General features: G+C 71.4%; 21 protein-coding genes and 1 tRNA gene. 7 read left to right on the plus strand and 15 right to left on the minus strand.

What is annotated here, in order from left to right:
- Positions 1 to 59 precede the first annotated feature (59 nt).
- The 10 genes from TBIS_RS15640 to TBIS_RS15685 form a co-directional block, all read right to left on the minus strand.
- Positions 60 to 1,403 carry a sulfotransferase gene (locus TBIS_RS15640; protein ID WP_013133374.1) on the minus strand — a complete coding sequence of 448 codons (1,344 nt, stop codon included), beginning with the start codon at positions 1,401 to 1,403 and terminating at the stop codon, positions 60 to 62.
- 110 nt (positions 1,404 to 1,513) lie between these two features.
- Positions 1,514 to 2,773, minus strand: a complete 1,260-nt coding sequence (gene cysN / locus TBIS_RS15645) for a sulfate adenylyltransferase subunit CysN (protein WP_013133375.1) — start codon at positions 2,771 to 2,773, stop codon at positions 1,514 to 1,516.
- Between the two features lie 94 nt (positions 2,774 to 2,867).
- The gene (cysD, locus tag TBIS_RS15650; RefSeq protein WP_013133376.1) at positions 2,868 to 3,782 is read right to left on the minus strand and encodes a sulfate adenylyltransferase subunit CysD; all 915 of its coding nucleotides are present in this window, start codon (positions 3,780 to 3,782) and stop codon (positions 2,868 to 2,870) included.
- Positions 3,783 to 3,792: 10 nt separating this feature from the next.
- Complete coding sequence (locus TBIS_RS15655) at positions 3,793 to 4,569, minus strand: 3'(2'),5'-bisphosphate nucleotidase CysQ (protein WP_013133377.1); 777 nt, start codon at positions 4,567 to 4,569, stop codon at positions 3,793 to 3,795.
- The gene (locus TBIS_RS15660) at positions 4,566 to 5,993 is read right to left on the minus strand and encodes an exopolysaccharide biosynthesis polyprenyl glycosylphosphotransferase (RefSeq protein WP_050760711.1); all 1,428 of its coding nucleotides are present in this window, start codon (positions 5,991 to 5,993) and stop codon (positions 4,566 to 4,568) included. Before TBIS_RS15660 ends, TBIS_RS15655 begins: the two co-directional genes overlap by 4 nt.
- 274 nt (positions 5,994 to 6,267) lie before the next feature.
- Positions 6,268 to 6,897, minus strand: a complete 630-nt coding sequence (gene pth / locus TBIS_RS15665; protein ID WP_013133379.1) for an aminoacyl-tRNA hydrolase — start codon at positions 6,895 to 6,897, stop codon at positions 6,268 to 6,270.
- A gap of 78 nt (positions 6,898 to 6,975) precedes the next feature.
- Positions 6,976 to 7,548 carry a 50S ribosomal protein L25/general stress protein Ctc gene (locus TBIS_RS15670; RefSeq protein ID WP_013133380.1) on the minus strand — a complete coding sequence of 191 codons (573 nt, stop codon included), beginning with the start codon at positions 7,546 to 7,548 and terminating at the stop codon, positions 6,976 to 6,978.
- Between the two features lie 121 nt (positions 7,549 to 7,669).
- The gene (locus TBIS_RS15675; protein ID WP_013133381.1) at positions 7,670 to 8,650 is read right to left on the minus strand and encodes a ribose-phosphate diphosphokinase; all 981 of its coding nucleotides are present in this window, start codon (positions 8,648 to 8,650) and stop codon (positions 7,670 to 7,672) included.
- A 183-nt stretch (positions 8,651 to 8,833) separates the two neighbouring features.
- Positions 8,834 to 10,312 (minus strand): bifunctional UDP-N-acetylglucosamine diphosphorylase/glucosamine-1-phosphate N-acetyltransferase GlmU, encoded by a 1,479-nt coding sequence (gene glmU / locus TBIS_RS15680; protein WP_013133382.1) that lies wholly within the window; start codon positions 10,310 to 10,312, stop codon positions 8,834 to 8,836.
- 191 nt (positions 10,313 to 10,503) lie between these two features.
- A tRNA-Gln gene (locus TBIS_RS15685) sits at positions 10,504 to 10,574 on the minus strand.
- A 386-nt stretch (positions 10,575 to 10,960) separates the two neighbouring features.
- On the opposite strand from TBIS_RS15685, the gene TBIS_RS15690 reads away from it, so the two are divergent.
- Together TBIS_RS15690 and TBIS_RS15695 are read left to right on the plus strand one after the other, a co-directional pair.
- On the plus strand, positions 10,961 to 11,899 hold the full coding sequence (locus TBIS_RS15690) for an acyl-CoA desaturase (protein WP_013133383.1): 939 nt from the start codon (positions 10,961 to 10,963) through the stop codon (positions 11,897 to 11,899).
- A 157-nt stretch (positions 11,900 to 12,056) separates the two neighbouring features.
- Entirely contained in the window at positions 12,057 to 13,010 is a 954-nt protein-coding gene (locus tag TBIS_RS15695) for a TetR/AcrR family transcriptional regulator (RefSeq protein ID WP_204251894.1), read from the plus strand.
- A 119-nt stretch (positions 13,011 to 13,129) separates the two neighbouring features.
- Here the strand turns inward: TBIS_RS15695 and TBIS_RS15700 are convergent, their stop codons facing one another.
- Positions 13,130 to 13,888 (minus strand): trans-aconitate 2-methyltransferase, encoded by a 759-nt coding sequence (locus TBIS_RS15700; RefSeq protein ID WP_013133385.1) that lies wholly within the window; start codon positions 13,886 to 13,888, stop codon positions 13,130 to 13,132.
- Between the two features lie 69 nt (positions 13,889 to 13,957).
- Here TBIS_RS15700 and TBIS_RS15705 point away from each other — a divergent pair, with 69 nt between their 5' ends.
- The 3 genes from TBIS_RS15705 to TBIS_RS15715 all read left to right on the plus strand — a co-directional run bounded on the left by TBIS_RS15705 (position 13,958) and on the right by TBIS_RS15715 (position 18,162).
- Entirely contained in the window at positions 13,958 to 14,476 is a 519-nt protein-coding gene (locus TBIS_RS15705) for a MarR family winged helix-turn-helix transcriptional regulator (protein WP_041432443.1), read from the plus strand.
- 332 nt (positions 14,477 to 14,808) lie between these two features.
- On the plus strand, positions 14,809 to 15,897 hold the full coding sequence (locus tag TBIS_RS15710; protein WP_242384353.1) for a trypsin-like serine peptidase: 1,089 nt from the start codon (positions 14,809 to 14,811) through the stop codon (positions 15,895 to 15,897).
- Between the two features lie 438 nt (positions 15,898 to 16,335).
- Positions 16,336 to 18,162 (plus strand): ABC-F family ATP-binding cassette domain-containing protein, encoded by a 1,827-nt coding sequence (locus tag TBIS_RS15715; protein WP_013133388.1) that lies wholly within the window; start codon positions 16,336 to 16,338, stop codon positions 18,160 to 18,162.
- Positions 18,163 to 18,281: 119 nt separating this feature from the next.
- On the opposite strand, the gene TBIS_RS15720 is transcribed toward TBIS_RS15715, so the two are convergent.
- Entirely contained in the window at positions 18,282 to 18,482 is a 201-nt protein-coding gene (locus tag TBIS_RS15720; protein WP_013133389.1) for a hypothetical protein, read from the minus strand.
- Between the two features lie 346 nt (positions 18,483 to 18,828).
- On the opposite strand from TBIS_RS15720, the gene TBIS_RS19200 reads away from it, so the two are divergent.
- Positions 18,829 to 19,389: a hypothetical protein gene (locus TBIS_RS19200; RefSeq protein WP_148231546.1), complete on the plus strand. Its 561-nt coding sequence runs from the start codon at positions 18,829 to 18,831 to the stop codon at positions 19,387 to 19,389.
- A 464-nt stretch (positions 19,390 to 19,853) separates the two neighbouring features.
- On the opposite strand, the gene TBIS_RS19960 is transcribed toward TBIS_RS19200, so the two are convergent.
- Complete coding sequence (locus TBIS_RS19960) at positions 19,854 to 21,416, minus strand: trypsin-like serine peptidase (protein ID WP_013133391.1); 1,563 nt, start codon at positions 21,414 to 21,416, stop codon at positions 19,854 to 19,856.
- Positions 21,417 to 21,436: 20 nt separating this feature from the next.
- On the opposite strand from TBIS_RS19960, the gene TBIS_RS19205 reads away from it, so the two are divergent.
- Positions 21,437 to 21,736, plus strand: coding sequence for a hypothetical protein (locus TBIS_RS19205; protein ID WP_148231547.1), 300 nt, complete (start codon positions 21,437 to 21,439; stop codon positions 21,734 to 21,736).
- Between the two features lie 545 nt (positions 21,737 to 22,281).
- Here the strand turns inward: TBIS_RS19205 and TBIS_RS15735 are convergent.
- Together TBIS_RS15735 and rsmA are read right to left on the minus strand one after the other, a co-directional pair.
- Complete coding sequence (locus TBIS_RS15735; protein ID WP_013133392.1) at positions 22,282 to 23,253, minus strand: 4-(cytidine 5'-diphospho)-2-C-methyl-D-erythritol kinase; 972 nt, start codon at positions 23,251 to 23,253, stop codon at positions 22,282 to 22,284.
- Between the two features lie 186 nt (positions 23,254 to 23,439).
- A complete protein-coding gene (gene rsmA, locus TBIS_RS15740; RefSeq protein WP_013133393.1) occupies positions 23,440 to 24,306 on the minus strand; it encodes a 16S rRNA (adenine(1518)-N(6)/adenine(1519)-N(6))-dimethyltransferase RsmA in 867 nt (288 codons plus the stop codon).
- Positions 24,307 to 24,340: the final 34 nt, after the last annotated feature.

Genomic DNA, 24,340 nt, shown 5'->3' on the forward strand with positions numbered 1-24,340 from the left:
GTAACCCGCCACAAGATCGCCGGGAAGGGCGCGTAACGGCAGAAGTCTCTTACCCGCGATCACTGCCGGTCGCCGGCGGTTCCCACCGCGGCGGTCTCTCGAGCCGTGCCCATCCCGGAGTCCTCCTGGGCGGCCGCTACGGCGGCGCTCTCCCGAGCCATCCCGATCCCACGGTCCTCCAGACCGGGCCCCGCCGCGGCGTTCTCCCGGACCATGCCCGCTCCGGCGCGCTCCGGGGCCGTCGCCGTCCCGGGGCCCTCCCGGACGGCCTCGACCCCGGCGCGTTCCCAAGCCGCCTTCCCCCAGGCCGCCGCGCTGCGCTCTGAGGCCGCCCGCATCTCGGCGCCGCCCTGGACCGGCTCCGGCTCGAGGTTCTCCCGGGCACTGCCCGCCACGGTGTGCTCCGGCGCCGGCGCGGGCCCCCGCACCGTCCCCGGCGTGTGCCCCTGCGCCGTCCGGGCCGCCGTGCCGTCCCGGCGTCCCTTGGCCTTCCCCGTTCCCCCGTGCCACCGGATGAGGTGGTAACCGTACCGGAGCAGGAGCGGCCAGGTGAGCGCGGTGATCAGCCACCGGTGCGCCCGCGGTAGCTCGGCGCCGCGCTCACGGAACCGGATCCGGCCGGGCGCGAGCCGGCGCGGTGTCCCGGAGACGGTGTGCGCGACCCCGAGGCGCGCCTCCCGGCCGTCCAGGAAGGTGAGCGGGTGGGGCGGCAGCTCCAGCTTCCCGATCAGGTCGGTGAGCGTCTCCCGGGGGCGGTGGAGGAGGTCCTCGTAGCGGACCGAGACCACCTGCACCCCCTTGGCGCGCAGGATCTCGAAGGCGAGGTTCTCGGTGAGCCAGTGGATCGCCGCCTTGACCGGCGCCCAGCGGGCGGCGAGCCCGCCGCTCCGGGCCTTGCGCCGCCAGGAGGCGGCCACCGCCCGCGGGTCGCGCACCACGTGGACGACCCGCAGGTCCATGGTGGCGGCGAGGCAGTAGGCGAGCGAGGCGCGCCGGCTGGCGTCGATGACCGCGCGCGCCCCGGTCACCTCGGCGGCCGCGGTGTAGATCCGGGAGTACGCGAGCACGTAGTCGGCGAGCTCCGCCTCCCGGGAGATGAGCCCGAGGAAGAGGATGGGGATGCGGCGGGTGCGGTCCACCCGGTACCGCAGCCGCAGCAGCCGATCGGCGTGGCTCTCCCGCCACCGGCCGAACGCCCGGGCTCCGACCCTCCCCCAGAAGGAGCACTCGGAGAACGCCTGCCCGCACCCGCAGGGTCCGTCGGCGTGGACGCCGCGCGTCCACAACCGGACGACCTGCCCGAGCGGGGTCACCTCGGGGAGCTCACCGAGCAGGCGCTCGAGCAGCGCCGTGCCGCTGCGTTCCAGACCACCTACGAAGATCACCGGCTGCGCGTCGGCCACGTGCCCTCCACCATCGGCGTTCGGAACGCGACGAGGCTAACCGGGCACGTGATCGCGACACCGGCGATCTTTCCGAGGATCTACGGGATGCTTGCCGAAGCGGGAGATCCTCAGTGGCAGTCCACGATCATGCCCGCGCCCACCGTGCCGTTGGTGGCCTCGTCGATGAGGATGAACCCGCCGGTGAGCCGGTTGCGCGCGTACGGGTCGACGAACAGCGGCTGCGTGGTGCGGAACGTGACCCGCCCGATCTCGTTGAGGCCGAGCGAGGTGGCGTCGTTCCGGTGCAGGGTGTTGATGTCGAGCCGGTACTGCACGTCGCGGACCAGGGCCTTGACCGTGCGCGTGGTGTGCTTCATGAGCAGCCGACTGCGCGGCTGCAGCCGCAGGCCGTCGGCCATCCAGCAGACCATCGCGTCGATCTCCTGGGCGACGTGCGGCTGGTTGTGCGGCCGGCAGATCATGTCGCCGCGGGAGATGTCGAGGTCGTCGGCGAACCGGAGCGTCACCGACATGGGCGGGAACGCCTCCTCGACCGGCCCGTCGAACGTGTCGATCCCGGTGATCGTGGTGGTGAGGCCGGAGGGCAGGTGGAGCACCTCGTCCCCCGGCTTCAGCACCCCGCCGGCGACCTGCCCGGCGTAGCCCCGGTAGTCGTGCAGCTCCCGGTCGGTCGCGCTGTGCGGCCGGATGACGTACTGCACCGGGAAGCGGACGTCGACGAGGTTCCGGTCCGAGGCGATGTGCACGTGCTCGAGGTGGTGGAGGAGCGAGGTCCCCTGGTACCACGGCATGTTCTCGGACCGGGAGACCACGTTGTCGCCGTGGAGCGCGGAGATCGGGATGAAGGTGAGGTCGGTGATGTTGAGCTTGGTGGCGAACCCGGCGAACTCCTCGCGGATCTCCTCGAACCGCTCCTCTGAGTAGTCGACCAGGTCCATCTTGTTCACCGCGAGCACGAGGTGGGGCACCCGCAGCAGGGAGGCGAGGAACGCGTGCCGCCGCGACTGCTCGAGCAGGCCCTTGCGCGCGTCCACCAGGATGATGGCAAGGTCGGCGGTGGAGGCGCCGGTCACCATGTTCCGGGTGTACTGAATGTGCCCGGGGGTGTCGGCGATGATGAACTTGCGCCGCGGCGTGGCGAAGTAGCGGTAGGCGACGTCGATGGTGATGCCCTGCTCCCGCTCGGCCCGGAGCCCGTCGGTGAGCAGCGCCAGGTCGGTGTACCCGGTGCCGCGGTCCCGCGAGGTCCGCTCCACGGCCTCGAGCTGGTCCTCGAAGATCGCCTTGGAGTCGTAGAGCAGCCGCCCGATCAGCGTCGACTTGCCGTCGTCGACGCTGCCCGCCGTGGCGAACCGAAGGATGTCCATCACCTGTGCCCTCCAGCGTCCGTACGGCTCTCGCCGGCGGCGTCCGCGAGCCGCCCGTTCCCGTTCTCCGCGGCGACGCGCCGATCGATGGCCATCAGAAGTACCCCTCCCGCTTGCGGTCTTCCATGGCGGCCTCGGAGAACCGGTCGTCGGCGCGGGTGGCACCGCGCTCGGTGATCCGGGTGGCGGCGATCTCGTCGATGATCTCGTCCACCGTGGACGCGGTGGAGAGGATCGCCCCGGTGCAGGTCATGTCGCCGACCGTGCGGTAGCGGACGGTCGCCTCGAAGAGGGGCTCGTCCTCGCCCCGCTGGACGTACTCGGAGTCGGCGAGCAGCATGCCGTCGCGCTCGAAGACCATGCGGCGGTGCGCGAAGTAGATCGACGGGACGTCGACGCCCTCGCGCCGGATGTAGTGCCAGACGTCGAGCTCGGTCCAGTTGGAGAGCGGGAAGACCCGGATGTGCTCCCCCGGCCGGATCCGGGTGTTGTAGAGGTTCCACAGCTCGGGCCGCTGGTTCTTCGGGTCCCACTGGCCGAACTCGTCCCGGAAGGAGAAGACCCGCTCCTTGGCGCGGGCCTTCTCCTCGTCGCGGCGGCCGCCGCCGAAGACCGCGTCGAACCGGTGCTCCTCGATGGCGTCGAGCAGCGTGACGGTCTGCAGCCGGTTGCGGGAGGCCCGCCGGCCGGTCTCCTCGACCACCCGGCCGGCGTCGATGGAGGCCTGGACGGAGGCGACGATGAGCCGCAGGTTGAGCTCGGCGACCTTCTTGTCGCGGAACTCGATCACCTCGGGGAAGTTGTGCCCCGTGTCCACGTGCATGACCGGGAAGGGGATCGGCGCCGGCCAGAACGCCTTCTCCGCGATGCGCAGCATGACGATGGAGTCCTTGCCGCCGGAGAAGAGCAGACAGGGCCGCTCGAACTCGGCGGCGACCTCACGCATGATGTGGATCGCCTCGGCTTCGAGCACGTCTAGCTGCGTCAACGTGTAGTCATGCTGAGCCATCAGGCTTCCTTCAACTCGGCGGGCGGGACAGGTCACGCACCCCGGCGAGCAGCATCGGCGCCACACCCGGTAGGGAAACCAGGATATCGGGGAGGAATGGATCCGGGCGATTGTAGGCGAGCGGGGACCCGTCGATCCGGCTGGCGTGCGCACCGGCCGCGAGGGCCACGGCGACCGGTGCGGCCGAGTCCCACTCGTACTGGCCACCGGCGTGAAGGTACGCGTCCACCTCACCGGTGAGCACCGCCGCGATCTTGGCGCCCGCCGAGCCGATCCGCACGAGCTCGGCCCCGAGCATGTTCGCCAGCTCCACGGCGATCTCCGGGGCCCGGGAGCGGCTCACCGCGATCCGGATCCGGCCGCCGGACGGCCGGTCGGGCAGGCGCGGCGGGTCCGCGGTGGTGAGGGTGATCCCCTGGGCGGGCAGGGCGACCGCCCCGGCCGCGAGCTCGCCCTTCTCCCACAGCGCGACGTGGACGGCCCAGTCGGTGCGCCCGGGCTCGGAGAACTCGTTGGTGCCGTCGAGCGGGTCGATGATCCACACCCGGTCGGCGGAGAGCCGCCGCGAGGCCGCCCGCTCCTCCCGGGTCGCCTCCTCGGACAGCACGGCGTCGCCCGGCCGCAGCCGCCGGAGCGCGTCGGTGAGGAAGCGGTGCGACGCCCGGTCCCCCGCGTCGCCGAGCGCCTTCTCGTCCGCGAACCCCACGCGGGCGCGGAGCTCCACGAGCCGCTTCCCCGCCTCGGTGGCGAGTTCGGCGGCGAGCATGTGATCGTCCCGTGCCGTCATCCGTTCCTCGCGCTCCCGCCCAGCACGACCGCGGTCCACGTCTTCCAGAGGATCTGCAGATCGAGCATGAGCGACCAGTTCTCGACGTAACGCAGGTCTAAACTAACCAATTCCTCCCAAGACAGGGCGGAATTCCCGGCCACCTGCCACAGCCCGGTCATCCCCGGGCGGATGAGCAGCCGCCTGCGCACGTCGTCGCCGTACCGCGCCACCTCCCCGGGCAGCGGGGCACGCGGCCCCACGAGCGACATGTCGCCGCGGAGCACGTTGAGAAACTGCGGCAGCTCGTCGAGCGAGTGCCGCCGCAGCCGGGCGCCGAGCGGGGTGATCCGCGCGCCCGGGTCCGGGGCGGCCGGTCCCGGCCCGTCGCCGGGCGGCCCGTCCGCACCGGGGCCCGTGTCCTGCCGCACGGTGCGGAACCGCAGCAGTGTGAACACCCTGCCGTCCCGCCCGACCCGCTGCCGCCGGGTGAGCACCGGCCCGGGGCCGCTCGCCCGTACGGCGACGGCGATCACCACGAGCAGCGGGGCGAGCACGAGCAGCGCGAGCGCGGCGACCACCCGGTCGAACGCGTCCTTGAGCAGCCGGTTGGCCCCGGCGAGCCGGGGGCGCTCGACCCGGAGGAGCGGAAGGCCCGCCACCGGCCGGATCACGGTCCGCGGGCCGGCCGCGTCGAGCAGCGCCGGGGCGACCATGAGCTCGGCCTGGCAGTGCTCCAGCCGCCAGGCGAGCCTGCGGATCGCGCCGCCGTCGAGCTCGGGGCAGGCGAGCACGGCGACGACCTCGGCCCCGGCCTGCTCGACCACGAGCGGCACGTCGGTGACGTCCCCGAGCACCGGCACGCCCGCGATCCGCGTCTCCCCCGGCGCCGCCTGGGTGGGGAGGCAGACCGCCACGACCTCCAGGCCGTGGTGGCGCTCCCGCCGCAGCCGGCGGATCAGCTCGGTGACCGCCGGGGGATGACCGACCGCCACGGTCCGCCGCATGCCCTCGCCGGTGCGCGCCCGCCTCCGGTAGAGCCGGCGGCGCAGGCCGTACCTGGCGCAGAGGGCGAGCAGGGTGGCGAGCGGCAGCGCGATCAGCACGTAGCCGCGGTCCAGGTCCGCCCCGGTGAGGAAGACGGCGAGCGCGACGGCCGCCACCGCGGCGCACCCGCACCGTGCGACCCGGCGGAACTCCTCCACGCCCCCGCCGAAGACCCGGGGGTCGTACGCCTGGCTGAGGCTCGCCGCGCCGATCCACAGCAGCGGCAGCACCCCGCTGAGCACCGCGTACGGCCGGGTCTCGGCGTCGATCTCCCCGAACCGCAGCCCGAACGCGACTCCTCCGGCGAGGAGGGCGCTGAGCATGTCGGCGACGGCCGCCTGCCGCCGGCATCGGCCGATCCACGCCGCGCGCCCCGCGGCCCGGCCCGGTGGCGGCATCCGCGACAGCCCGAGCGTGACCTCCGGCGCATCGCCGTCCAGCACGCGCCCCTCCCGCGTGTCTCTTGGTAATCGTATGACCACGCATTGTAGCGAAACACGGCACGGCCGGGCCGCGGGCGGACCGGAGGGGTGCGTGCGCGGCTCGCCTCGGCGGGGCCTGCCTGCCCCAGCGGGCGGGTTCTCAGCGGGCCGCCCGCCTCAGTGGGCCGGGTTTCAGCGGGCTACCCCCGGGCCGGGCCTCAGCGGGCCGGGTCTCAGCGGGCCGCCGGCCTCAGCGGGCAGACCGGGCCGGGTAGAGGTCGCTGCCGTGGAACTTGTTCTGCGTCGCGGCGAGGCCCTCGGTGAGCAGCGACTCCACCATGTCGGCCGCCCGGTCGATGAGGAACGGCAGGTCCTTCCGCTCGGCCGTGGCGAAGTCGCGCAGCACGTACGTCGCCGGGTCCATCCGCCCCGGCGGGCGGCCGATGCCGAAGCGGATCCGCGAGTAGTCGCGCGTCCCCAGCGCCTTGGTGATCGACTTCAGCCCGTTGTGGCCGTTGTCCCCGCCTCCGGTCTTCGCCCGCAGCGCGCCGAAGGGGATGTCCAGCTCATCGTGGATCACCACGATGTTCTCCGGCCCGATCTTGTAGTAGTCGGCGAGCGCCTTGACCGGGCCTCCGGAGAGGTTCATGTAGGAGAGCGGCTTGGCGAGCACGACCGGCACGCCGCTGAGCCGTCCCTCGGCGACCTGGGCCCGGGTCTTGTGCACCGTGAACCGGCCGCCGATCCGGTTCGCGAGCTCGTCGGCCACCATGAACCCGGCGTTGTGCCGGTTCATCGCGTACTCGGGGCCGGGGTTGCCCAGGCCGACGATGAGCCAGCGGCGGGGCGTGCTCTCCGGTGCGAGCTCAGAAGCGGGCATCACGTCTCCTCATACGGAGAAGTCCTCCACAGGGATTCCCTGTGGAGGACCCTCGCAGGTCATGCGGTAAGCGTCAGCTCACTCCTCGGCCTGCTCCTCCGCGGGGGCGGCGGTGGCCGGGGCCTCGATCACGTGCAGCACCAGCGCGTCGGGGTCGCCGGCGAGGCTCACGCCCTCCGGAAGAGCGAGGTCGCGGGCGTGGACGGTGAAGCCCACGTCCTTGCCGGTGACGTCGACCTCGACGCTCTCCGGGATGTGGGTCGCCTCGGCCTCCACCGGGACGGCGACGAGGAGCTGCTCCACGATGGCGCTGCCGATCGGGTCGCCGGTCACGGTGACCGGAAGCTCCACGGTGACCTTCTCACCGCGGTGGACGCGGAGCAGGTCGACGTGCTGGAGGAACCCCTTGATCGGGTCGCGCTGGACGCCCTTGGGCAGCGCGATCTCGTCGATCCCGTCGCCCTTGAGCCGGATGAGGACGTTCGGCGTGCGCAGCGCCAGCAGCAGGTCGTGACCGGGCAGGGTCAGGTGCTTGGGCTCGGTGCCGTGACCGTAGAGCACGGCGGGAACCTTGCCGCCCCGGCGCAGCTTGCGGGCGGCGCCTTTACCGAACGCGGTACGCGGTTCAGCGTTGATGACGACCTCGGACACGGCACACTCCTAGGGATTTCTCGATGGAATGACTGCTTCGAGCGCTCACCCTCACCCGCCCTAGCGGAAGGCGTTACGAGCGCGACCGGATCAGCCTACCGGCTGATCCGCGGGTTCGGGGTCAGCTGTCCCCTTCGAACAGGCTGGTGACCGAACCGTCGGTGAAGATCTCGATGATCGCCCTGGCGATCAGCGGGGCGATCGACAGCACGGTGAGATTATCGAACCTCTTCTCGTCCGGGATCGGCAGCGTGTTGGTGACCACCACCTCGGAGATGCGGGAGTTCTTCAGCCGGTCGACGGCGGGGTCCGAGAACACGGCGTGGGTCGCCGCGGCGATCACGTTGGTGGCGCCGTGCTCGTAGAGCGCCTCGGCCGCCTTGCAGATCGACCCGCCGGTGTCGATCATGTCATCGACCAGCACGCAGGTCCGGCCCGCGACCTGGCCGACCACCTCGTGCACCTTCACCTGGTTCGCCACGTCCAGGTCGCGGCGCTTGTGGATGAAGGCGACCGGCGTGCCGAGCGTGTCCGACCACCGCTCGGCGAGCCGTACCCGGCCGGTGTCCGGCGAGACGATGGTCGTGGTCGCCGGGTCGAGCTTGCTCCGCAGGTAGTTGACGAGGACGGGCATGGCGAACAGGTGGTCGACCGGCCCGTCGAAGAAGCCCTGGATCTGCGAGGTGTGCAGGTCGATCGACATGAGCCGGTCGGCGCCGGCCTGCTTGAACAGGTCGGCGATGAGCCGCGCGGTGATCGGCTCCCGGCCCCGCCCCTTCTTGTCCTGGCGCGCGTAGCCGTAGAACGGCATGATCACGGTGATCCGGCTCGCCGACGCCCGTTTGAGCGCGTCCACCATGATCAGCTGTTCCATGATCCATTTGTTGATCGGGGCGGTGTGGCTCTGCATCACGAAGGCGTCGCACCCGCGCACCGACTCCAGGTAGCGGACGTAGATCTCGCCGTTGGCGAAGTCCCGCAGGGCAGTGGGCGTGATCGGGACGCCGAGGTGGGCAGCGACCTCTTCGGCGAGCGCGGGATGCGCCCGTCCGGAGAAGAACATCAGGTTCCGCTCGCCGGTTCTCCGCTTGCCGCTGCTCATGCCGCGCTCCTCACCTGTTGAGCCTTCTTGTCTTCCACCGCTCGGCCGAGCCTTGGCACGCTCGCCGAGCCGCTGTGGTCGCTCACGGTGTCGCCCTCCTGCCCCGGCTCACGGGTGTCGGCCGCGCTTCGCCAGGCTTCATTGACCTTGTTCGATCCCGTGGTACGGCACCGCCGTACCGGCTCACTGTTCGCTCGACCCGGCGCCCTCGCCCGCGCCGTCCTCGCGTTGCCCGCGCGCGAGCAACGCCCGCTGAGCGGCCTCGTCGGACGGGGTTCCCGGCCGTCGGCGCCGCACCCACCCTTCAATATTGCGCTGCCTGCTCCGGGCGACCGCCATGGCGCCGGGAGGCACGTCCTGCGTGATCACCGAACCGGCCGCGGTGTAGGCGCCGTCGCCGATGGTGACGGGGGCGACGAGCATGGTGTCACTGCCCACCCGCACGTGATCGCCCACCACCGTGTGGTGCTTGTTCACGCCGTCGTAGTTGACGAAGACCGTGGACGCGCCGATGTTGCTCCCCACCCCGATCGTGGCGTCGCCGACGTAGGTGAGGTGGGGGACCTTGGAGCCCTCGCCGATCTTGGCGTTCTTGGTCTCCACGTACGTGCCGATCTTGCCCTTCCGGCCGAGCACGGTGCCGGGCCGCAGGTAGGCGAACGGGCCGACCGACGCCTCCGGGCCGATCACGGCCTGCTCGCAGACGGCGTTCCGCACCACGGCGCCCTCGCCGACGACGGTGTCGGTGAGCGTGCACCAGGGGCCGATCTGGGCGCCCGTGGCCACGGACGTCGTTCCCTTGAGCTGCGTCCCGGGGTGGAGGACCACGTCCGGTTCGAGGGTGACCCCCGCGTCGATCCAGGTGGTGGCGGGGTCGACGATGGTCACGCCGGCGCGCATGTGCGCGCGGAGGATGCGGTCGTTGAGGATCCGCCGCGCCGCGGCGAGCTGGACCCGGTCGTTGACCCCTTCGATCTCCTGGTGGTCTCCGGCGACGTGCGCGCCGACCCGCAGGCCGTCCTCGCGGAGGATGGCGACCGCGTCGGTGAGGTACTCCTCGCCCTGGGCGTTGGCGGTGCCGACGCGCCGCAGGGCGTCGGCGAGGACCGCGCCGTCGAAGGCGTAGACGCCGGAGTTCACCTCCCGGATGGCCCGCTCCTCCGGGGTGGCGTCCTTCTCCTCGACGATCCTCAGTACGGCACCGCCGGGGCCGCGGACGATCCGGCCGTACCCGGTGGGGTCGGGCACCTCGGCGGTGAGGACGGTGACGGCGTTGCCCTCGCGCTGGTGCCGCTCGAGCAGGCCGGCGAGGGTCTCGGTGCGCAGCAGCGGCGTGTCGCCGCAGGTGACGATGATGGTCCCGGTGATCGGCCCCTCCGCCTCGAGGACCGTGCGCACGGCGTGCCCGGTGCCGTTCGGCTTCTCCTGCACCACGTGGCGGGCCTCTGGCCACTCGGCCGCGAGGTGGTCCGCGACCTGTTCCCGGCCGTGGCCGATGACGACGATCAGCCGTTCGGGGTCGAGTGCGCCGGCTGCGGCGAGCACGTGATCGACGAGCGCGCGCCCACAGATCTCGTGGAGGACTTTGGGGGTCTTCGACTTCATCCGGGTGCCCTCGCCTGCGGCGAGGACGAGGACGGCGGCCGGGCGCTGCACACTCACGGCTTGAGCTCCCTCGGCATCGCTGCTGGTGACGGGTAGGAACGGCTCAGCGGTCACGGGAGGCGTCACCGGGTCGCCGCTCGACAAGGTTGAGCTTACCCGCCGTCCGATTTGATCGATTTCGGGTCCCGGTCCCAATTCCGCGCTCGGCCGGCCCACCCGGCCGGCCGAGCGCGGACCGGGGTGATCGGCTCCCGGGGGAGGATTCGAACCTCCGTTGACAGAACCAAAATCTGTAGTCTTGCCACTAGACGACCCGGGATTGAATGCCTGTCCTAGTTGTCAATTTTGCCGGAATCCCGGCAGTGGCTTTCCTCGCTCAGGATACCGAGCCGACCCCTCGTCGCGCTCGCCCAATCCGCCTCAATCTCACCTCCGGGCGCACGGCCGCCCTCCGGCAGCGGCGATCCATCCACACCCATCCATCGCGCGGAATCCGGCCTGGCCTGGGTACATAGCGGGACACCGCGGCGACTCGGGCCCGCCGATCGGCCAAGCCTCGCCCATTAACAGATCGCGCCCGGTTCGGCAAGTCGCGGAACCGCCATCGGTCCCGTCCCCGGGCGTCATCCTTCCGACAGTCGCACGGGGCACGGGAACAACTTACGATGGCGTAAGTTACGGTCCCGTAGCCTAATGAGGTGGCCCATGACAGTACTCACCGAACGACCGGGCCGGCAGCCGAAGCCGGAGTTCGAACCGGAGAAGAAGACCAAAGGGATGCTCGCCGTCTTCTTCCTGGTCGTCACCGTCCCGCTCCTCGCCCTGGTGGCGGCCGTCCCGGTCGCCTGGGGATGGGGCCTGACCTGGACCGACGTCGCGATCGCCGTCGGCTTCTACGTGTTCTGCGGGCTCGGCGTCACGGTCGGGTTCCACCGCTACTTCACGCACGGCTCCTTCAAGGCCAACCGCCCGCTCAAGCTGCTCCTCGGCATCGCCGGGAGCATGTCGCTCGAGATGTCGGTGATCGACTGGGTGGCCACGCACCGCAAGCACCACAAGTACTCCGACAAGGAGGGCGACCCGCACTCGCCGTGGCGCTTCGGCACGAGCTTCCGCGCGGTGTGCAAGGGCCTCCTCTACGCGCACATGGGGTGGATGTTCGAGGCCGACCGGGTCAACCGGTCCCGGTACGCCCCGGACCTGCTCAAGGACCCCGACGCGCTGCGGCTGCACCGGTGGTTCCCCGCCATCGCCACCGCCTCCGTGCTGCTCCCGCCGGTGATCGGCGGGCTGATCACCTGGTCCTGGCAGGGCGCGCTCACCGCGTTCTTCTGGGGCTCGCTCGTCCGGATCGGCCTGCTCCACCACGTCACCTGGTCGATCAACTCGATCTGCCACGTGTTCGGCAAGCGGCAGTTCGCCTCCCGCGACGAGTCGGGCAACGTCTGGTGGCTCGCGCTCCCCTCGTTCGGTGAGTCCTGGCACAACCTCCACCACGCGTACCCGGTCTCGGCCCGGCACGGCGTGCTCAAGGGCCAGATCGACCTGAGCGCCGGGCTGATCCGGGCGTTCGAGAAGCTGGGCTGGGCCTACGACGTACACTGGCCCGATCCGGCGCGCGTCGCCGCGAAGCGCATCGCCTGAGCGCGCGGCGCGGCTCCGATGCGGCCGCCCCGCCCCGTACGGCGGGCGGCCCAGGCCCGTGCCCACCCCTGCCCTGCCGTGGCACGGCCCACCGAGGCCCGGCAGGGCGGGAGTCATGATGGAACCTGTGAGCGAGTCCGCCAAATCCCGACGACGCATGACGGGTGCGCAGCGGCGTGAGCAACTGATCGAGATCGGCCGGGCGCTCTTCGCCGAGAAGGGCTTCGACGGCACCTCGGTCGAGGAGATCGCGGCCCACGCGAAGGTCTCCAAGCCCGTGGTGTACGAGCACTTCGGCGGCAAGGAGGGCATCTACGCGGTCGTCATCGACCGGGAGATGCGGCGGCTGCTGAGCCTGATCACCCAGGCGCTCTCCGCCGCCCATCCCCTGGCGAAGCTCGAACGGGCCGCGCTGGCCCTGCTGCAGTACATCGAGGAGAGCAGCGAGGGCTTCCGCATCCTGGTGCGCGATTCGCACGCCGCCTCGGGCACGGGCACGTTCGCCAGCCTGATCAGCGACATCGCGAGCCAGGTCGAGGACGTGCTCGCGGAGGAGTTCCGGGAGCGCGGCTACGACCCCCGCCTCGCCCCGATGTACGCGCAGATGCTGGTCGGGATGACCGCGCTCACCGGCCAGTGGTGGCTCGACGTGCGCACCCCGCCGCGGGAGGAGGTGGCCGCGCACCTGGTGAACCTCGCCTGGCACGGCCTCACCGGCCTCCGCCCGGACCCGGTGCTCACCACGGCCACGGCGGACCTCGCGCTCACCCCGGATCCGGACGCCCCGGTGGTGCGGCCGTCGGAGCGGTACTTAAAAGAGCTGGAGAAGGCGCACGAGCGCCGGCTGAAGAAGCTGGAGAAGGCCCGCGAGCGCGAGCTGAAGGAGCTCGAGAAGCTGCGCCGGGAGCGGGAGAAGGCCCGGGAGCGGGAGCGCCGCCAGCGCGAGAAGGCCCTGGAGCGGGAGCTCAAGCAGCGGCAGAAGGCCGAGCGCGAGCAGGAGAAGCGGCGCGAGCGCGAGGAGCGGGAGCGCGCCAAGCGCGAACGGGAGCGGCGGCGTGAGGAGCCCGCACCGGTGGAGGCCGCCGGCGAGGGCGTCCCGCCGGCCGGCTGAGCGGCTCCCCCGGAGCGGGCGGCGGCGCGCTCAGGCCGCGTGGAACGCCGGCGAACCCGGCGCGGTGGCCCGACCCCGGGTGAGCCGCCCGGGGCCCCGGCCGCCCGCGGGCCAGGCGTTCACCGGTGCGCGACGACGAAGATCCTCCGGAACGGGAACGGCGTGCCGTACGGCTTGCGCGGGTAGGCCTCGCCGAGGACGCGCGCGCAGTCGGTGAGGAACTCCTCCCGGCGGCCCGGGGGCAGCCGGTCGAGCATGGGCCGCAGCGCGGTGCCCTTGACCCAGTTGAGCACCGCGTCCTCGCCCTGCAGCACGTGCAGGTAGGTGGTCTCCCAGGCGTCCACCGCGCAGCCGGCGCCGGCGAGCAGGTCCAGGTACTCCTCCGGCGTGCCGACCGGGGCCTCCCGCACCAGGTCGCCGAGCTCGGCGCGCCACTTGGTACGGCACAGCTCCCTGATCAGCACGTGGCTCGGCGCGTCGAAGTTGCCGGGCACCTGGAAGGCGAGCCAGCCGTCGCCGGCGAGGTACCCGACCCAGCGGCGGACCAGGTCGCGGTGGCCGGGGACCCACTGGAGCACCGCGTTGGAGACGATCACGTCGACCGGTCGCGGCGGCCGCCACTCCCGGATGTCGCCCACCTCGAAGGTCGGTCCGGGCGGGGCCTTGGCGAGCATGGCGGGCGACGAGTCGATCCCGTGCACGGCCGCGCCGGGCCACCGGCGGCAGAGCGTGGCGGTCAGCTCGCCGGTGCCGCAGCCGAGGTCCACCACGTACTCGGGGTTCTCGGCGGCCACCCGGCCGACGAGGTCGAAGAACGGGCGCTGCCGCTCCGCGGCGTAGCGCCGGTAGACGCCCGGGTCCCAGATGTCGGTAGTCACGCCACCCCCCTTGAATCCTGTGACCGCGAAATATCTTGACATCAAGACAGATAAACTCGGTACATGACCATGACTGGGCGCGTCGAGGATGAGGTGGACCGGCTGGTCTCGGCGTGGCGGAAGGAGCGTCCTGACCTCGATGTGTCCCCGCTCGAGGTGCTCAGCCGGATCTCGCGGCTCAGCAAGCACCTGGAACGGGAGCGCCGGGCCGCCTTCGCCGCCCATGGCATCGAGTCGTGGGAGTTCGACGTGCTCACCGCGCTGCGCAAGGCCGGCGAGCCGTACGAGATGAGCCCGGGAGCGCTGCTGCGGGCGACCCTGGTCACCTCGGGCACGATGACCAACCGGATCAACCGGCTGGTGACCGCCGGGCTGGTCACCCGGCACCCCGACCCCGAGGACCGGCGCGGGGTCTTGGTCCGGCTCACCCCGGCCGGGATGGAGCGGGTCGACGCGGCCCTGGCCGATCTGCTGCGGCGGGAACAGGAGCTGCTGGCCGGTCTCGATCAGGAGGAGCGGCGCGCGCTGGCCGATCTGCTGCGCCGGCTGCTCATCCCGCTCGACTCATCCGAGGGCGGGACGCGCTGATCCGGCCACACCATCCAAGATCGATCTGTCTCTTTTGACCCAGTTCGACGCGGGCACCCCGCCTCTTGGTTTCACAAATCCTGTGTGATTTGTGTCACACATGAGGATTGACCAATCGATCACCTTCCGTGACCATCGCCCAGATCGACCGTAAATGATCAGCGGAAACTCGCCGCAAACCGGGGCGAGAGAGCGCCTATGGGGCCGCCTCACCCACAACACGGATCCCTTACGAAACACGGGTTCCTCGTATAGCTTTCTGATCGTCCTTTCCTGACGTTTGAGGCGCAGGTGACGCCTCACGACAGACCAAGGAGAAGACCGTGAAGCGCATGATCGCTCTCGGCGGCGCCGTGGCCGGCATGCTGGCCTACGCGGCTTTCGCCGCCCCGGCGGCGACCGCCAAGTCGGTTCCCGCTCCGAAGACCCTGGCGCAGACCAACTTCGCGGCCAAGCAGGTGGCGGCCTTCTGGTTCGCCGAGCGTGCGGCCAACCTGCAGAAGGCCACGCCGTACGCTGTCGAGACCACGGTCTCGACCAAGGTGAAGCACAAGTCCACCGTGCCGACCGGCGCGGCCACCACCAAGCCGGGCCTGGTGGGCTCCAGCGGCGACCAGAAGCAGTCCTCCGCGACCGCGAAGAACGTCAACCTCCCGCGGACCGTCGGTAAGGTCTTCTTCATCGGTGCGGACGGCAAGCCGCACTGGTGCACTGGTACCGCTCTGCAGGGCCGGTACAAGAACATCGTCGCGACCGCGGGCCACTGCGTCTTCGACGTCAAGCGGAACCGCGCCACGCTGGACCGCTGGGTCTTCGTCCCGGGCTACTACAAGGGCAAGACCCCGTGGGGCATCTACGTCGGTAAGACGGCGTACACCCACTACGACTTCTCCGTGTACGAGGACGGCGACCGCAACTACGCGTTCGTCACCGTGTACAACGGCGTCCAGGCCGAGTGGGAGAAGCAGGGCCGCCGCTGGAAGCTCACCCTGAAGGACGCTGGTCGCCTCGGCGACAACGTCGGTGGCCAGGGCCTCGCCTACAACCAGAAGCTCGGCGCCCAGCCGGTCTTCGTGTTCGGCTACCCGAGCGGGTCGCACCCGGACGGCAACTTCGCCTTCACCGGCCAGACCCTCAAGTGGTCGTACGGCAAGCCCTTCGCCGCCCAGGCTCCGGCGCAGAAGGCCGAGAACCTGCAGGGCATCAAGTCGGCCTTCACCGGTGAGGGCGCGCTCGGGTCGGCGTGGCTGCTCAAGTACAGCAACGCCACGCGGCTCGGCTACCTCAACGGTGTGACCATCGGTGTCGCCGACACCGACGGCAACGGCCGCTACGACACCAGCGTGTCGCCGTACTTCGACGGTGAGACGCTGCAGGTCTACCAGGCCGCCGAGAAGAACTGGTCCGGCAAGATCGTCTGACGTTGGTCGTCGGACGACCCTTGACGTGACGGGAAAGGCCCGGCCGGCCCTCCGGCCGGGCCTTTTCTCATGCCCACGTCTTCTCCTGCCCCCACCCGTCCCGCCGCGGAGCCGGCCGCATCGACCGGGACGTCCCCCATGCCCGGCCGGCAGCCGTCAGGCTCTCTCTCCCACGTCCTCCCCGTACGGCGCCCGGCCTCCCCGAGCCGGCCAGGGCGTCCGTTATCGGGCCGCGCATCGCGACCTGGTTCGAGGAGGTCGCCTCCCACGGCCCGGGACGCCGCATGGGCCTTCGCGGCAGGACGGCGCCCGCCCGGCGACTCCCTGGGATTCCGGCCGGCCGGGCGCGAGGAGAGCATCGCCCGCCGTACCGGCCATGGGCACACGGGCGGACGCCGCACCAGAGGGCACATCGGGGGCGGATACCCTTGATCCACGATGAACCTGGTCAACCTCGAATCCGTCTCCCACGCGTACGGGCCGAAGCGGCTGCTCCATAACGTCTCCCTCGGCATCGGGGCGGACGACCGCATCGGCGTCGTGGGACGCAACGGCTGCGGGAAGACCACGCTCATCTCGGTCATCTCGGGAGAGCTGCGGCCCGATGAGGGCCGGGTCACCCACGCCCGTGGGCTGCGGATCGGCAAGCTCTCCCAGCGGGATGAGCTCGACCCGGACGCGACCGTGCGCGACCTCGTGCTCGACGGCCGGCCCGAGCACGAGTGGGCCGCCGACCCCCGGGTGCGCGAGGTCGTCGCCGCCCTGCTCGGGAGCGTCGATCTCGGGGCCAAGGCCGGAGAGCTCTCCGGCGGCGAGCGCCGCCGGGTCGCCCTCGCCCGCGTGCTCGTCAGCGAGCACGATCTGATCATCCTCGACGAGCCCACCAACCACCTCGACATCGAGGCGATCACCTGGCTCGCCCGGCACCTCAACGCCCGGCGTACCGCGGTGCTCGTGGTCACGCACGACCGGTGGTTCCTCGACGAGGTGACCACCCGCACCTGGGAGGTCGTGGACGGCTCGGTCGAGCGGTACGAGGGCGGTTACGCCGCCTACGTGCTCGCCAAGGCCGAGCGGGCGCGCCTGGCGGAGGCGGCCGAGGCGCGCCGGCAGAACCTGCTGCGGAAAGAGATCGCGTGGCTGCGCCGTGGGCCACCGGCCCGGACGTCCAAGCCGAAGTTCCGCATCAAGGCCGCGGAGGCGCTGATCGCCGACGTGCCCCCGCCCCGCGAGACCGTGGAGCTGGTGCGGTTCGCCACCGCGCGGCTCGGCAAGACCGTGATCGACCTGGAGGACGTCACCCTCCACGCCGACGGCAGCGGAGCGGGCCCGCGCGTGCTCGACCGCTGCACCTACCGGTTCGGCCCGGGCGACCGGATCGGCCTGATCGGGGTGAACGGCGCGGGCAAGTCGACGGTGCTGCGGCTCCTCGCGCAGGAGATGCGGCCCACCTCCGGCCGGGTGGTGCACGGCAAGACGGTACGGCTCGCCCACCTGTCGCAGGACCTGTCCGAGCTCGATCCGCGGCGGCGGGTGCTGGAGTGCGTCGAAGAGGTCCGCAAGCACGTCCGCGTGGGCAAGAAGGAGTGGTCGGCCTCCCAGCTCCTGGAGCGCCTCGGGTTCCGCGGTGAGGCGCAGTGGAAGCCGGTCGGCGACCTGTCCGGCGGGGAGCGGCGCCGGCTCCAGCTCCTCCGGCTGATCATGGCCGAGCCGAACGTGCTCCTGCTCGACGAGCCCACCAACGACCTGGACATCGAGACGCTCAACGAGCTGGAGGACCTGCTCGACGGCTGGCCGGGCACGCTCGTGGTGGTCAGCCACGACCGCTACTTCCTCGAGCGGGTGACCGACCACTGCGTGGCCCTGCTCGGCGACGGCAAGCTGTCGCTGCTGCCCGGCGGGGTGGACGAGTACCTGCGGCGGCGGGCGGCCGGGCAGGCCGTGTCCGCCCGGGCCGCCTCCGGCTCTTCGGCCGCGGCCGCCGGGGGCCGGGGGGACGCGCGCGCGGCTGCCCGGAACGGTGCCCAGGCCGGCACGCTCTCGGCGAAGGAGCAGCGGGAGCTGCAGAAGGAGCTGAGCCGGCTGGAGCGGCAGCTCGACCGGCTCAGCGAGCAGGAGGCCCGGCTGCACGCCGAGATGGCCGCGGCGGCCACCGACTACGCACGCCTGGCCGAGCTCGACGCCGAGCTGCGCGAGGTGGTCGCGCAGAAGGAGACCGTCGAGGCCGAATGGCTCGGCATCGCCGAGCGGCTGGAGGCCGGCTGACGCGATCGGGGTCACGGCTTGCTCAAGGTCGAGGTCTCCCTTCCGCTACATCGAGGTCTCCGCGGACGGCGGCACGCCTGGGAGCAGGCCGGTGACCGGATCGACGGCACCACCGACGGTCAGCGGACGGACCTGAGCCGAAGCAGGCCGCCGCCGGCGACCACCGCCCCGGAGAGCAGCACGACGTAGGTGTCGTGCCACTCCGGCGGGCGCGGCCGGCGCACGGACATGCGCGCCGAGGCGTCCACCGCGCCGATCACCGCCGGGCCGTCGAGTCGATCGACGAGAACGACGGGCTCGTCACCGTCTCCTTCAGCCATCGCTGACGAACGGGCCCTCTGGGAGTTCCCAGGGGCCCGTTTCGCGCCGAGCCACCGGTCACGACGTCGGTCCCGATCGCCCTTGTCGCCCGTCAAGGGGCGTCCGGCCCGCTGAAGCGCCCGCGCGGTCGGTCACGCCGGTAGCGCTCCGCGGTGAGGCGCTGCCACTCCAGCAACACCGGTCCCGCGGACTCCAGCCGGCTGGGCGGCACCTCCGGGCACCGGAGCCTCCGCGGGTTCCGGTGCCCTCCGCGGGGTTCGGGTGCCATGTGCGCCACGATACGCGGCGACCGCATCCCACCGGAATCCCTGCGGATGGCGGCCTTGCCCCGGTAGCGTGGTGCGCGTGCTGATCGCCCGGTCCGCCGCTGAATGCCACCTATACATGGATCTGCACCCGTGCCGGTGCGGCAACCTCGACTTCGAGCCGGCGCACTGGCTGGAGCTGAACGGCGAACACCTGGTGGCCCGGTACGAGGGAACATGCCCCGGCTGCGGCACCAAGCGGTCATTCGAGTTCGTGCTGGATCCCGAGATCCCGCCGCTCCCTCCGGCGTTCGGCGGCGACCGACCGTCCCAGATCATCGATCCCGGTCAGTTCCTGTACGTCAGTCAGCAACTGGCCAGCGCCGTGCCGGCGGACCCCGCGGAGCTCGGTCCGGACGAGGACCTGTGGGAGGCCAAGGAGCTGCTGCGGACGGCGATCGCGGCGCTGGAAGAGGTGCTCAAGTTCAGCCGACCGGGTGCCCGAGGAGGCGTTCACCTCGCCGGAAGGATGGTTGATCTACCAGCGGGAGCCGGGCCGGTTTCGGCGCCGCCGGCTCGAGGCGGTGCTGGCCGCGTACCGTCGCATCCTCCAGGCGTACGGCGGCTAGCGCGCTCCCTCAGGGGGGCCAGGTGCTCCTGACGGCCTCCCCACGAGGCGCCCGGCACTGGTAGACGCCGTCATCGACTCCGGTACGAGCTGCGGCGTTGGGGCCGGATCGGCCGTCGCCTGCGGCAGACCGTCGAGACGTTCGCCAAGGTCGAACGGGACGTGGCCCAGAACGGGCGGGCGTGCCGGGGACAGGGCGCCGCGCGTTCCCGGACCACGCTCACGATCTCAACGTTCCATGTCCAGGCGAGGTATCCGGCGAGATGGAAGCCGGCTTTCCGGAGCGGCGATCAGGGGGGCGTCAGCGGTCCCGCGACCGTGAGCGCGAGCCGTCACGCAGGGCCTTCCGGTGATCGGCCGGCAGAGCGGATCGGTGATCGCGGGAGCGGAAGCGCGTATGAGAGGGAGCGCATAAGGAATAAGGTGCGCGTGCACGAGAAAAGGCCCGGCTGGCTGCCGGGCCTCTCCCGCTACGTCAGGGGATCGCCTGGTGGATGTCAGACGATCTTGCCGGACCAGTTCTTCTCGGCGGCCTGGTAGACCTGCAGCGTCTCACCGTCGAAGTACGGCGAGAGGCTGGTGTCGTAGCGGCCGTTGCCGTCGGTGTCGGCGACACCGATGGTCACACCGTTGAGGTAGCCGAGCCGCGTGGCGTTGCTGTACTTGAGCAGCCACGCCGACCCGAGCGCGCCCTCACCGGTGAAGGCCGACTTGATGCCCTGCAGGTTCTCGGCCTTCTGCGCCGGAGCCTGGGCGGCGAAGGGCTTGCCGTACGACCACTTGAGGGTCTGGCCGGTGAAGGCGAAGTTGCCGTCCGGGTGCGACCCGCTCGGGTAGCCGAACACGAACACCGGCTGGGCGCCGAGCTTCTGGTTGTAGGCCAGGCCCTGGCCGCCGACGTTGTCGCCGAGGCGACCGACGTCCTTGAGGGCGACCGAGACCTCGCCCTTCTGGTACTCCCACTCCTTGACGGTGACCTTGTAGTCAACGTCGAAGTAGGCCCAGAAGGTGGCCTTGTAGTACTTGTCCGGACCCGGCTGGTCCTTCTTGAAGTAGAAGGCGGTCTGCTTGGTCGCGTCGGACGGGTGGTTCCAGTGGTCGCGGTGGATCCAGCCGAACTCCCTCTTCGAGACCTCCTCGACCTTGACACCCCAGGTACTGTCGTCGTACAGCTTGCTGCCGACGCCCGCACCCTTGGCGAAGTCCTCCAGGGTCTTCCGAGCGGTGTTGATGGTGGCGGGGTCGACCGCGATCTGGGCGACGCTCGCGTTCTCGACCTTGATCGAGCCCGGAGTGCCGCGCCGGACCTTGGTCGTGTAGTCGATCACCTTCTCGATCTTGGCGCCCCGCTTGGCCGCCCGGCGAGCCTGGCTGTAGGTCTCGAAGACCTTCTCCTTGGTGACCAGCTTCCGGCCACCCTTCTCCTTGGTGACGTCGACCTGGACACCGTTGTAAACGGTGACGAACGCGTAGTTCCGGTCGTAGTCCTCGTAGACGGAGAAGTCGTAGTGGGTGTACGCCGTCTTACCGACGTAGATGCCCCACGGGGTCTTGCCCTTGTAGTAGCCCGGGACGAAGACCCACTTGTCGAGGGTGGCCTTGTTCCGCTTGATGTCGAAGACGCAGTGGCCGGCGGTGGCGACCAGGTTCTTGTACCGGCCCTGCAGGGCGGTACCGGTGCACCAGTGCGGCTTGCCGTCCGCACCGATGAAGAAGACCTTACCGACGGTCCGCGGGAGGTTGACGTTCTTCGCGGTCGCGGTGGACTTCTTGTCGCCGCTGGAGCCCACCAGGCCCGGCTTGGTGGTGGCCGCGCCGGACGGCACGGTGGACTGGTGCTTCGTCGGCTTCAGGATGGTCTCGACGCCGTACGGGGTGGCCTTCTGCAGGTTGGCCGCACGCTCGGCGAACCAGAAGGCCGCCACCTGCTTGGCCGCGAAGTTGGTCTGCGCCAGGGTCTTCGGAGCGGGAGCCGACTTGGCGGTCGCGGCCGGGGCGGCAACGGCGGCGTAAGCCAGCATGCCGGCCACGGCACCGCCGAGAGCCAGAGTGCGCTTCACGGTCTTCTCCTTGGTCTGTCGTGAGGCGTCACCTGCGCCTCAAACGTCAGGAAAGGACGATCAGAAAGCTATACGAGGAACCGGTGATACGTAAGGGGATTTCCGATAAGCCCGAGGCGGGCGGGGAGGCCGTGAGCAGCGCCGGGCCGCCCGACCGAATGGCGTTCTACCTGATCATTAAGGTTTCATCACGATCGACTTCACCCAACGTGATCGATCAGGAACATCTGATCTGTGATGCAAATCACACGATCGAGACGAAACCGAGCCGCATGGTGATCACGTCAAAAGCGGCACAAACTGGACATTCGTTCAACTGATCACCGGGCCGGCACCCGCACCTGACGGCCCTCGGAAGCCCGCCCACGCCCGCCAGGACTCCCGGAAGGTCACGTGCCGGCCATGGCGGCGGCCGGTACGCGGATCGGCGGGCCGGATCTCCTGCGCCGCACGCGCCGGTTGGTCGCCGCGTGCCAGGGCTTCAGCCGGCGGTCCTGGGTGCCGGCGCCGATGGGCGGGGGCCGGGGCGGATGCGCCGGAGGTGGTGCCCATGGCGGGCGCAGGCGACGTCTTCGACGTGATGGTGATCGGCGCCGGTCTCGCCTCCGCGGAGCCGCGGGCTCCGCGTTCTCCGCTGCGGGCGGTGGTCTCTTGCGCCGCACCGCTCCGGGCGATGACGTCCGCGAACGCGCCGGCGGCACCCAGCCCGCCGGTACGGCCGCCGCACGTGATCCGCACCACCGGTGACACGGCCGCCGCCCGTGCCGATGCAGCGGCGGAAGGGATTTCGCGTCGAAAGGCAACGGCCGGCCGCGGACGCCGGCCGGCCGCTCAGCACACGGTCAGCCGGCCGCTCAGCACACGGTCACGGGACGAGCGCCGCTCCCTCGACCGGCCCGACGGCGGTCACCGCGGAACGGCAGACCCCGGAGTCGGCGAGCCGGGTGGCGAGCTCGGCCGCGTGCTCCCCGGAGCGCGCGAGGAACGCGCAGGTCGGCCCGGAACCGGAGACGATCGCGCCGAGCGCGCCGAGCGCCCGGCCGGCATCGAGCGTGCGGGCGAGGTCCGGGCGGAGCGAGAGCGCGGCCGGCTGCAGGTCGTTGGCGAGGGCGCGGCCCAGCGCTTCGGCGTCGCCGGTGCGGAGCGCGGCCAGCAGCGGCTCGCTCGCCGCCGGCTCCGGCACCCCCGCCTCGGCGGCGGCGCGGAGCCGGTCGCACTCGCCGTACACCCGGGGCGTCGACAGCCCGCCCTCGGCGAGCGCGAACACCCAGTGGAACGTCCCGGAGGTCTCCAGCGGGGTCAGCCGCTCCCCCCGGCCCGTGCCGATCGCGGTGCCGCCGAGCAGCGCGAACGGAACATCGCTGCCGAGGTCCGCGGCGATCTCCATGAGGTCCTCGCGGGGCAGGCCGAGGCCCCACAGCTCGTTGCAGGCGACCAGGGCGCCGGCCGCGTCCGCGCTCCCCCCGGCCATGCCGCCGGCCACCGGGATCGTCTTGCGGATCAGCAGGTCGGCGCGGTAGGTGCGCCCGGCCGCCGCGGCGAGCGCCTTCGCCGCCCGGACCGCGAGGTTGTCCTCGCCGAGCGGCACCTCATCGGCGGACTCGCCGAGCACCTTCACCGTGATCGGCCCGGCGCCCGGATCGGCCGGCTCGGTGGCCGTCACCTCGTCGAAGAGGGAGACGGCGTGGAACACGTTGACCAGGTCGTGGTAGCCGTCCTCCCGGAGCGGGCCCACGGCGAGCTGCAGGTTCACCTTGGCGGGCACGCGCACGGTCACCCCGCCGAGCGCGGTGGACGGGGTCCGGATCTCGCCGACGTGTCGGTTCGCAGCAGGCACGGTCCCCGAGCCTAACGCCGCCCGCCCCTAGAGCAGCTCGCGAACCCCTCCGGATATCGCCGAAAGACCGCCAGGCGATGAGAAAGGACGGCAAATCCGATCTGCCGGAAACGGCACGCCGCAGCGGGCCTGCGAACCACGGCCCCGGCCGGCACGGCCATGGCCCCGGCCGGTACGGCCACCGGGTCAGCGGCCGGGACGGTGCTCGGCGATCCGGGCGAAGTCCTCGATGGTGAGCCGCTCCCCGCGGGCCGACGGGTCGATCCCGGCGTCCCGCAGCGCCCGCTCCGCCCCGGCCGCGCCGCCCGCCCAGGGGGCGAGCGCGGCGCGCAGGGTCTTACGCCGCTGGGCGAACGCCGCGTCGACCACCGCGAACACCTCCTCCCGGCTCGCCGTGGTCTTCGGCGGGTCCCGGCGGACCAGCGCCACCAGGCCGGAGTCGACGTTCGGCACCGGCCAGAACACGCTCCGCCCGACCGATCCGGCCCGCCGTACCTCGGCGAACCAGGCGATCTTCACCGACGGCACGCCGTACAGCTTTGACCCGGGCTGGGCGGTGAGCCGGTCGGCGACCTCGGCCTGCACCATGACCAGGCCCCGGCGCAGCGACGGCAGCACGGCGAACAGGTGGAGCAGGATCGGAACCGCCACGTTGTACGGCAGGTTCGCCACCAGCGCGTCCGGGGCCACGCCGAGATCCTCCGGCCCGATCCGCAGCGCGTCCGCCCGCACCACGCGCAGCCGGCCGGCCACCTCGGGGGCGTACTCGGCCACGGTGACCGGGAGCCGCTCCGCGAGCACCGGGTCGACCTCCACGGCGACCACCTGCGCGGCCTCCGGCAGCAGGGCGAGGGTGAGCGAGCCCAGCCCCGGCCCGACCTCGAGGACGACGTCCTCCGGCGTGACCTGGGCGAGCCGGACGATCCTGCGGAGCGTCCCGCCGTCGATCACGAAGTTCTGGCCCAGCCGCTTCGTCGGCCGGAGGTTGAGCAGCTCCGCGAGGGCGCGCACGTCGGCCGGCCCGAGCAGCTTCACGCCTCCAGTCTCCGGCATCGGCGAGTCCGCGCCCGCCGCACGACCGGCCACC

The organism is Thermobispora bispora DSM 43833 (assembly GCF_000092645.1).
Classification (GTDB): domain Bacteria; phylum Actinomycetota; class Actinomycetes; order Streptosporangiales; family Streptosporangiaceae; genus Thermobispora; species Thermobispora bispora.

What these genes read in the sequence shown, in the direction of transcription:
- cysN (WP_013133375.1), bottom strand. Translation starts at nt 2,773, where the DNA reads ATGGACATCCTTCGGTTCGCCACGGCGGGCAGCGTCGACGACGGCAAG.
- cysD (WP_013133376.1), bottom strand. Translation starts at nt 3,782, where the DNA reads ATGGCTCAGCATGACTACACGTTGACGCAGCTAGACGTGCTCGAAGCC.
- TBIS_RS15655 (WP_013133377.1), bottom strand. Translation starts at nt 4,569, where the DNA reads ATGACGGCACGGGACGATCACATGCTCGCCGCCGAACTCGCCACCGAG.
- TBIS_RS15660 (WP_050760711.1), bottom strand. Translation starts at nt 5,993, where the DNA reads ATGCCGCCACCGGGCCGGGCCGCGGGGCGCGCGGCGTGGATCGGCCGA.
- pth (WP_013133379.1), bottom strand. Translation starts at nt 6,897, where the DNA reads ATGCCCGCTTCTGAGCTCGCACCGGAGAGCACGCCCCGCCGCTGGCTC.
- TBIS_RS15675 (WP_013133381.1), bottom strand. Translation starts at nt 8,650, where the DNA reads ATGAGCAGCGGCAAGCGGAGAACCGGCGAGCGGAACCTGATGTTCTTC.
- TBIS_RS15690 (WP_013133383.1), top strand. Translation starts at nt 10,961, where the DNA reads ATGACAGTACTCACCGAACGACCGGGCCGGCAGCCGAAGCCGGAGTTC.
- TBIS_RS15695 (WP_204251894.1), top strand. Translation starts at nt 12,057, where the DNA reads ATGACGGGTGCGCAGCGGCGTGAGCAACTGATCGAGATCGGCCGGGCG.
- TBIS_RS15705 (WP_041432443.1), top strand. Translation starts at nt 13,958, where the DNA reads ATGACTGGGCGCGTCGAGGATGAGGTGGACCGGCTGGTCTCGGCGTGG.
- TBIS_RS15710 (WP_242384353.1), top strand. Translation starts at nt 14,809, where the DNA reads ATGATCGCTCTCGGCGGCGCCGTGGCCGGCATGCTGGCCTACGCGGCT.
- TBIS_RS15715 (WP_013133388.1), top strand. Translation starts at nt 16,336, where the DNA reads ATGAACCTGGTCAACCTCGAATCCGTCTCCCACGCGTACGGGCCGAAG.
- TBIS_RS15720 (WP_013133389.1), bottom strand. Translation starts at nt 18,482, where the DNA reads ATGGCTGAAGGAGACGGTGACGAGCCCGTCGTTCTCGTCGATCGACTC.
- rsmA (WP_013133393.1), bottom strand. Translation starts at nt 24,306, where the DNA reads ATGCCGGAGACTGGAGGCGTGAAGCTGCTCGGGCCGGCCGACGTGCGC.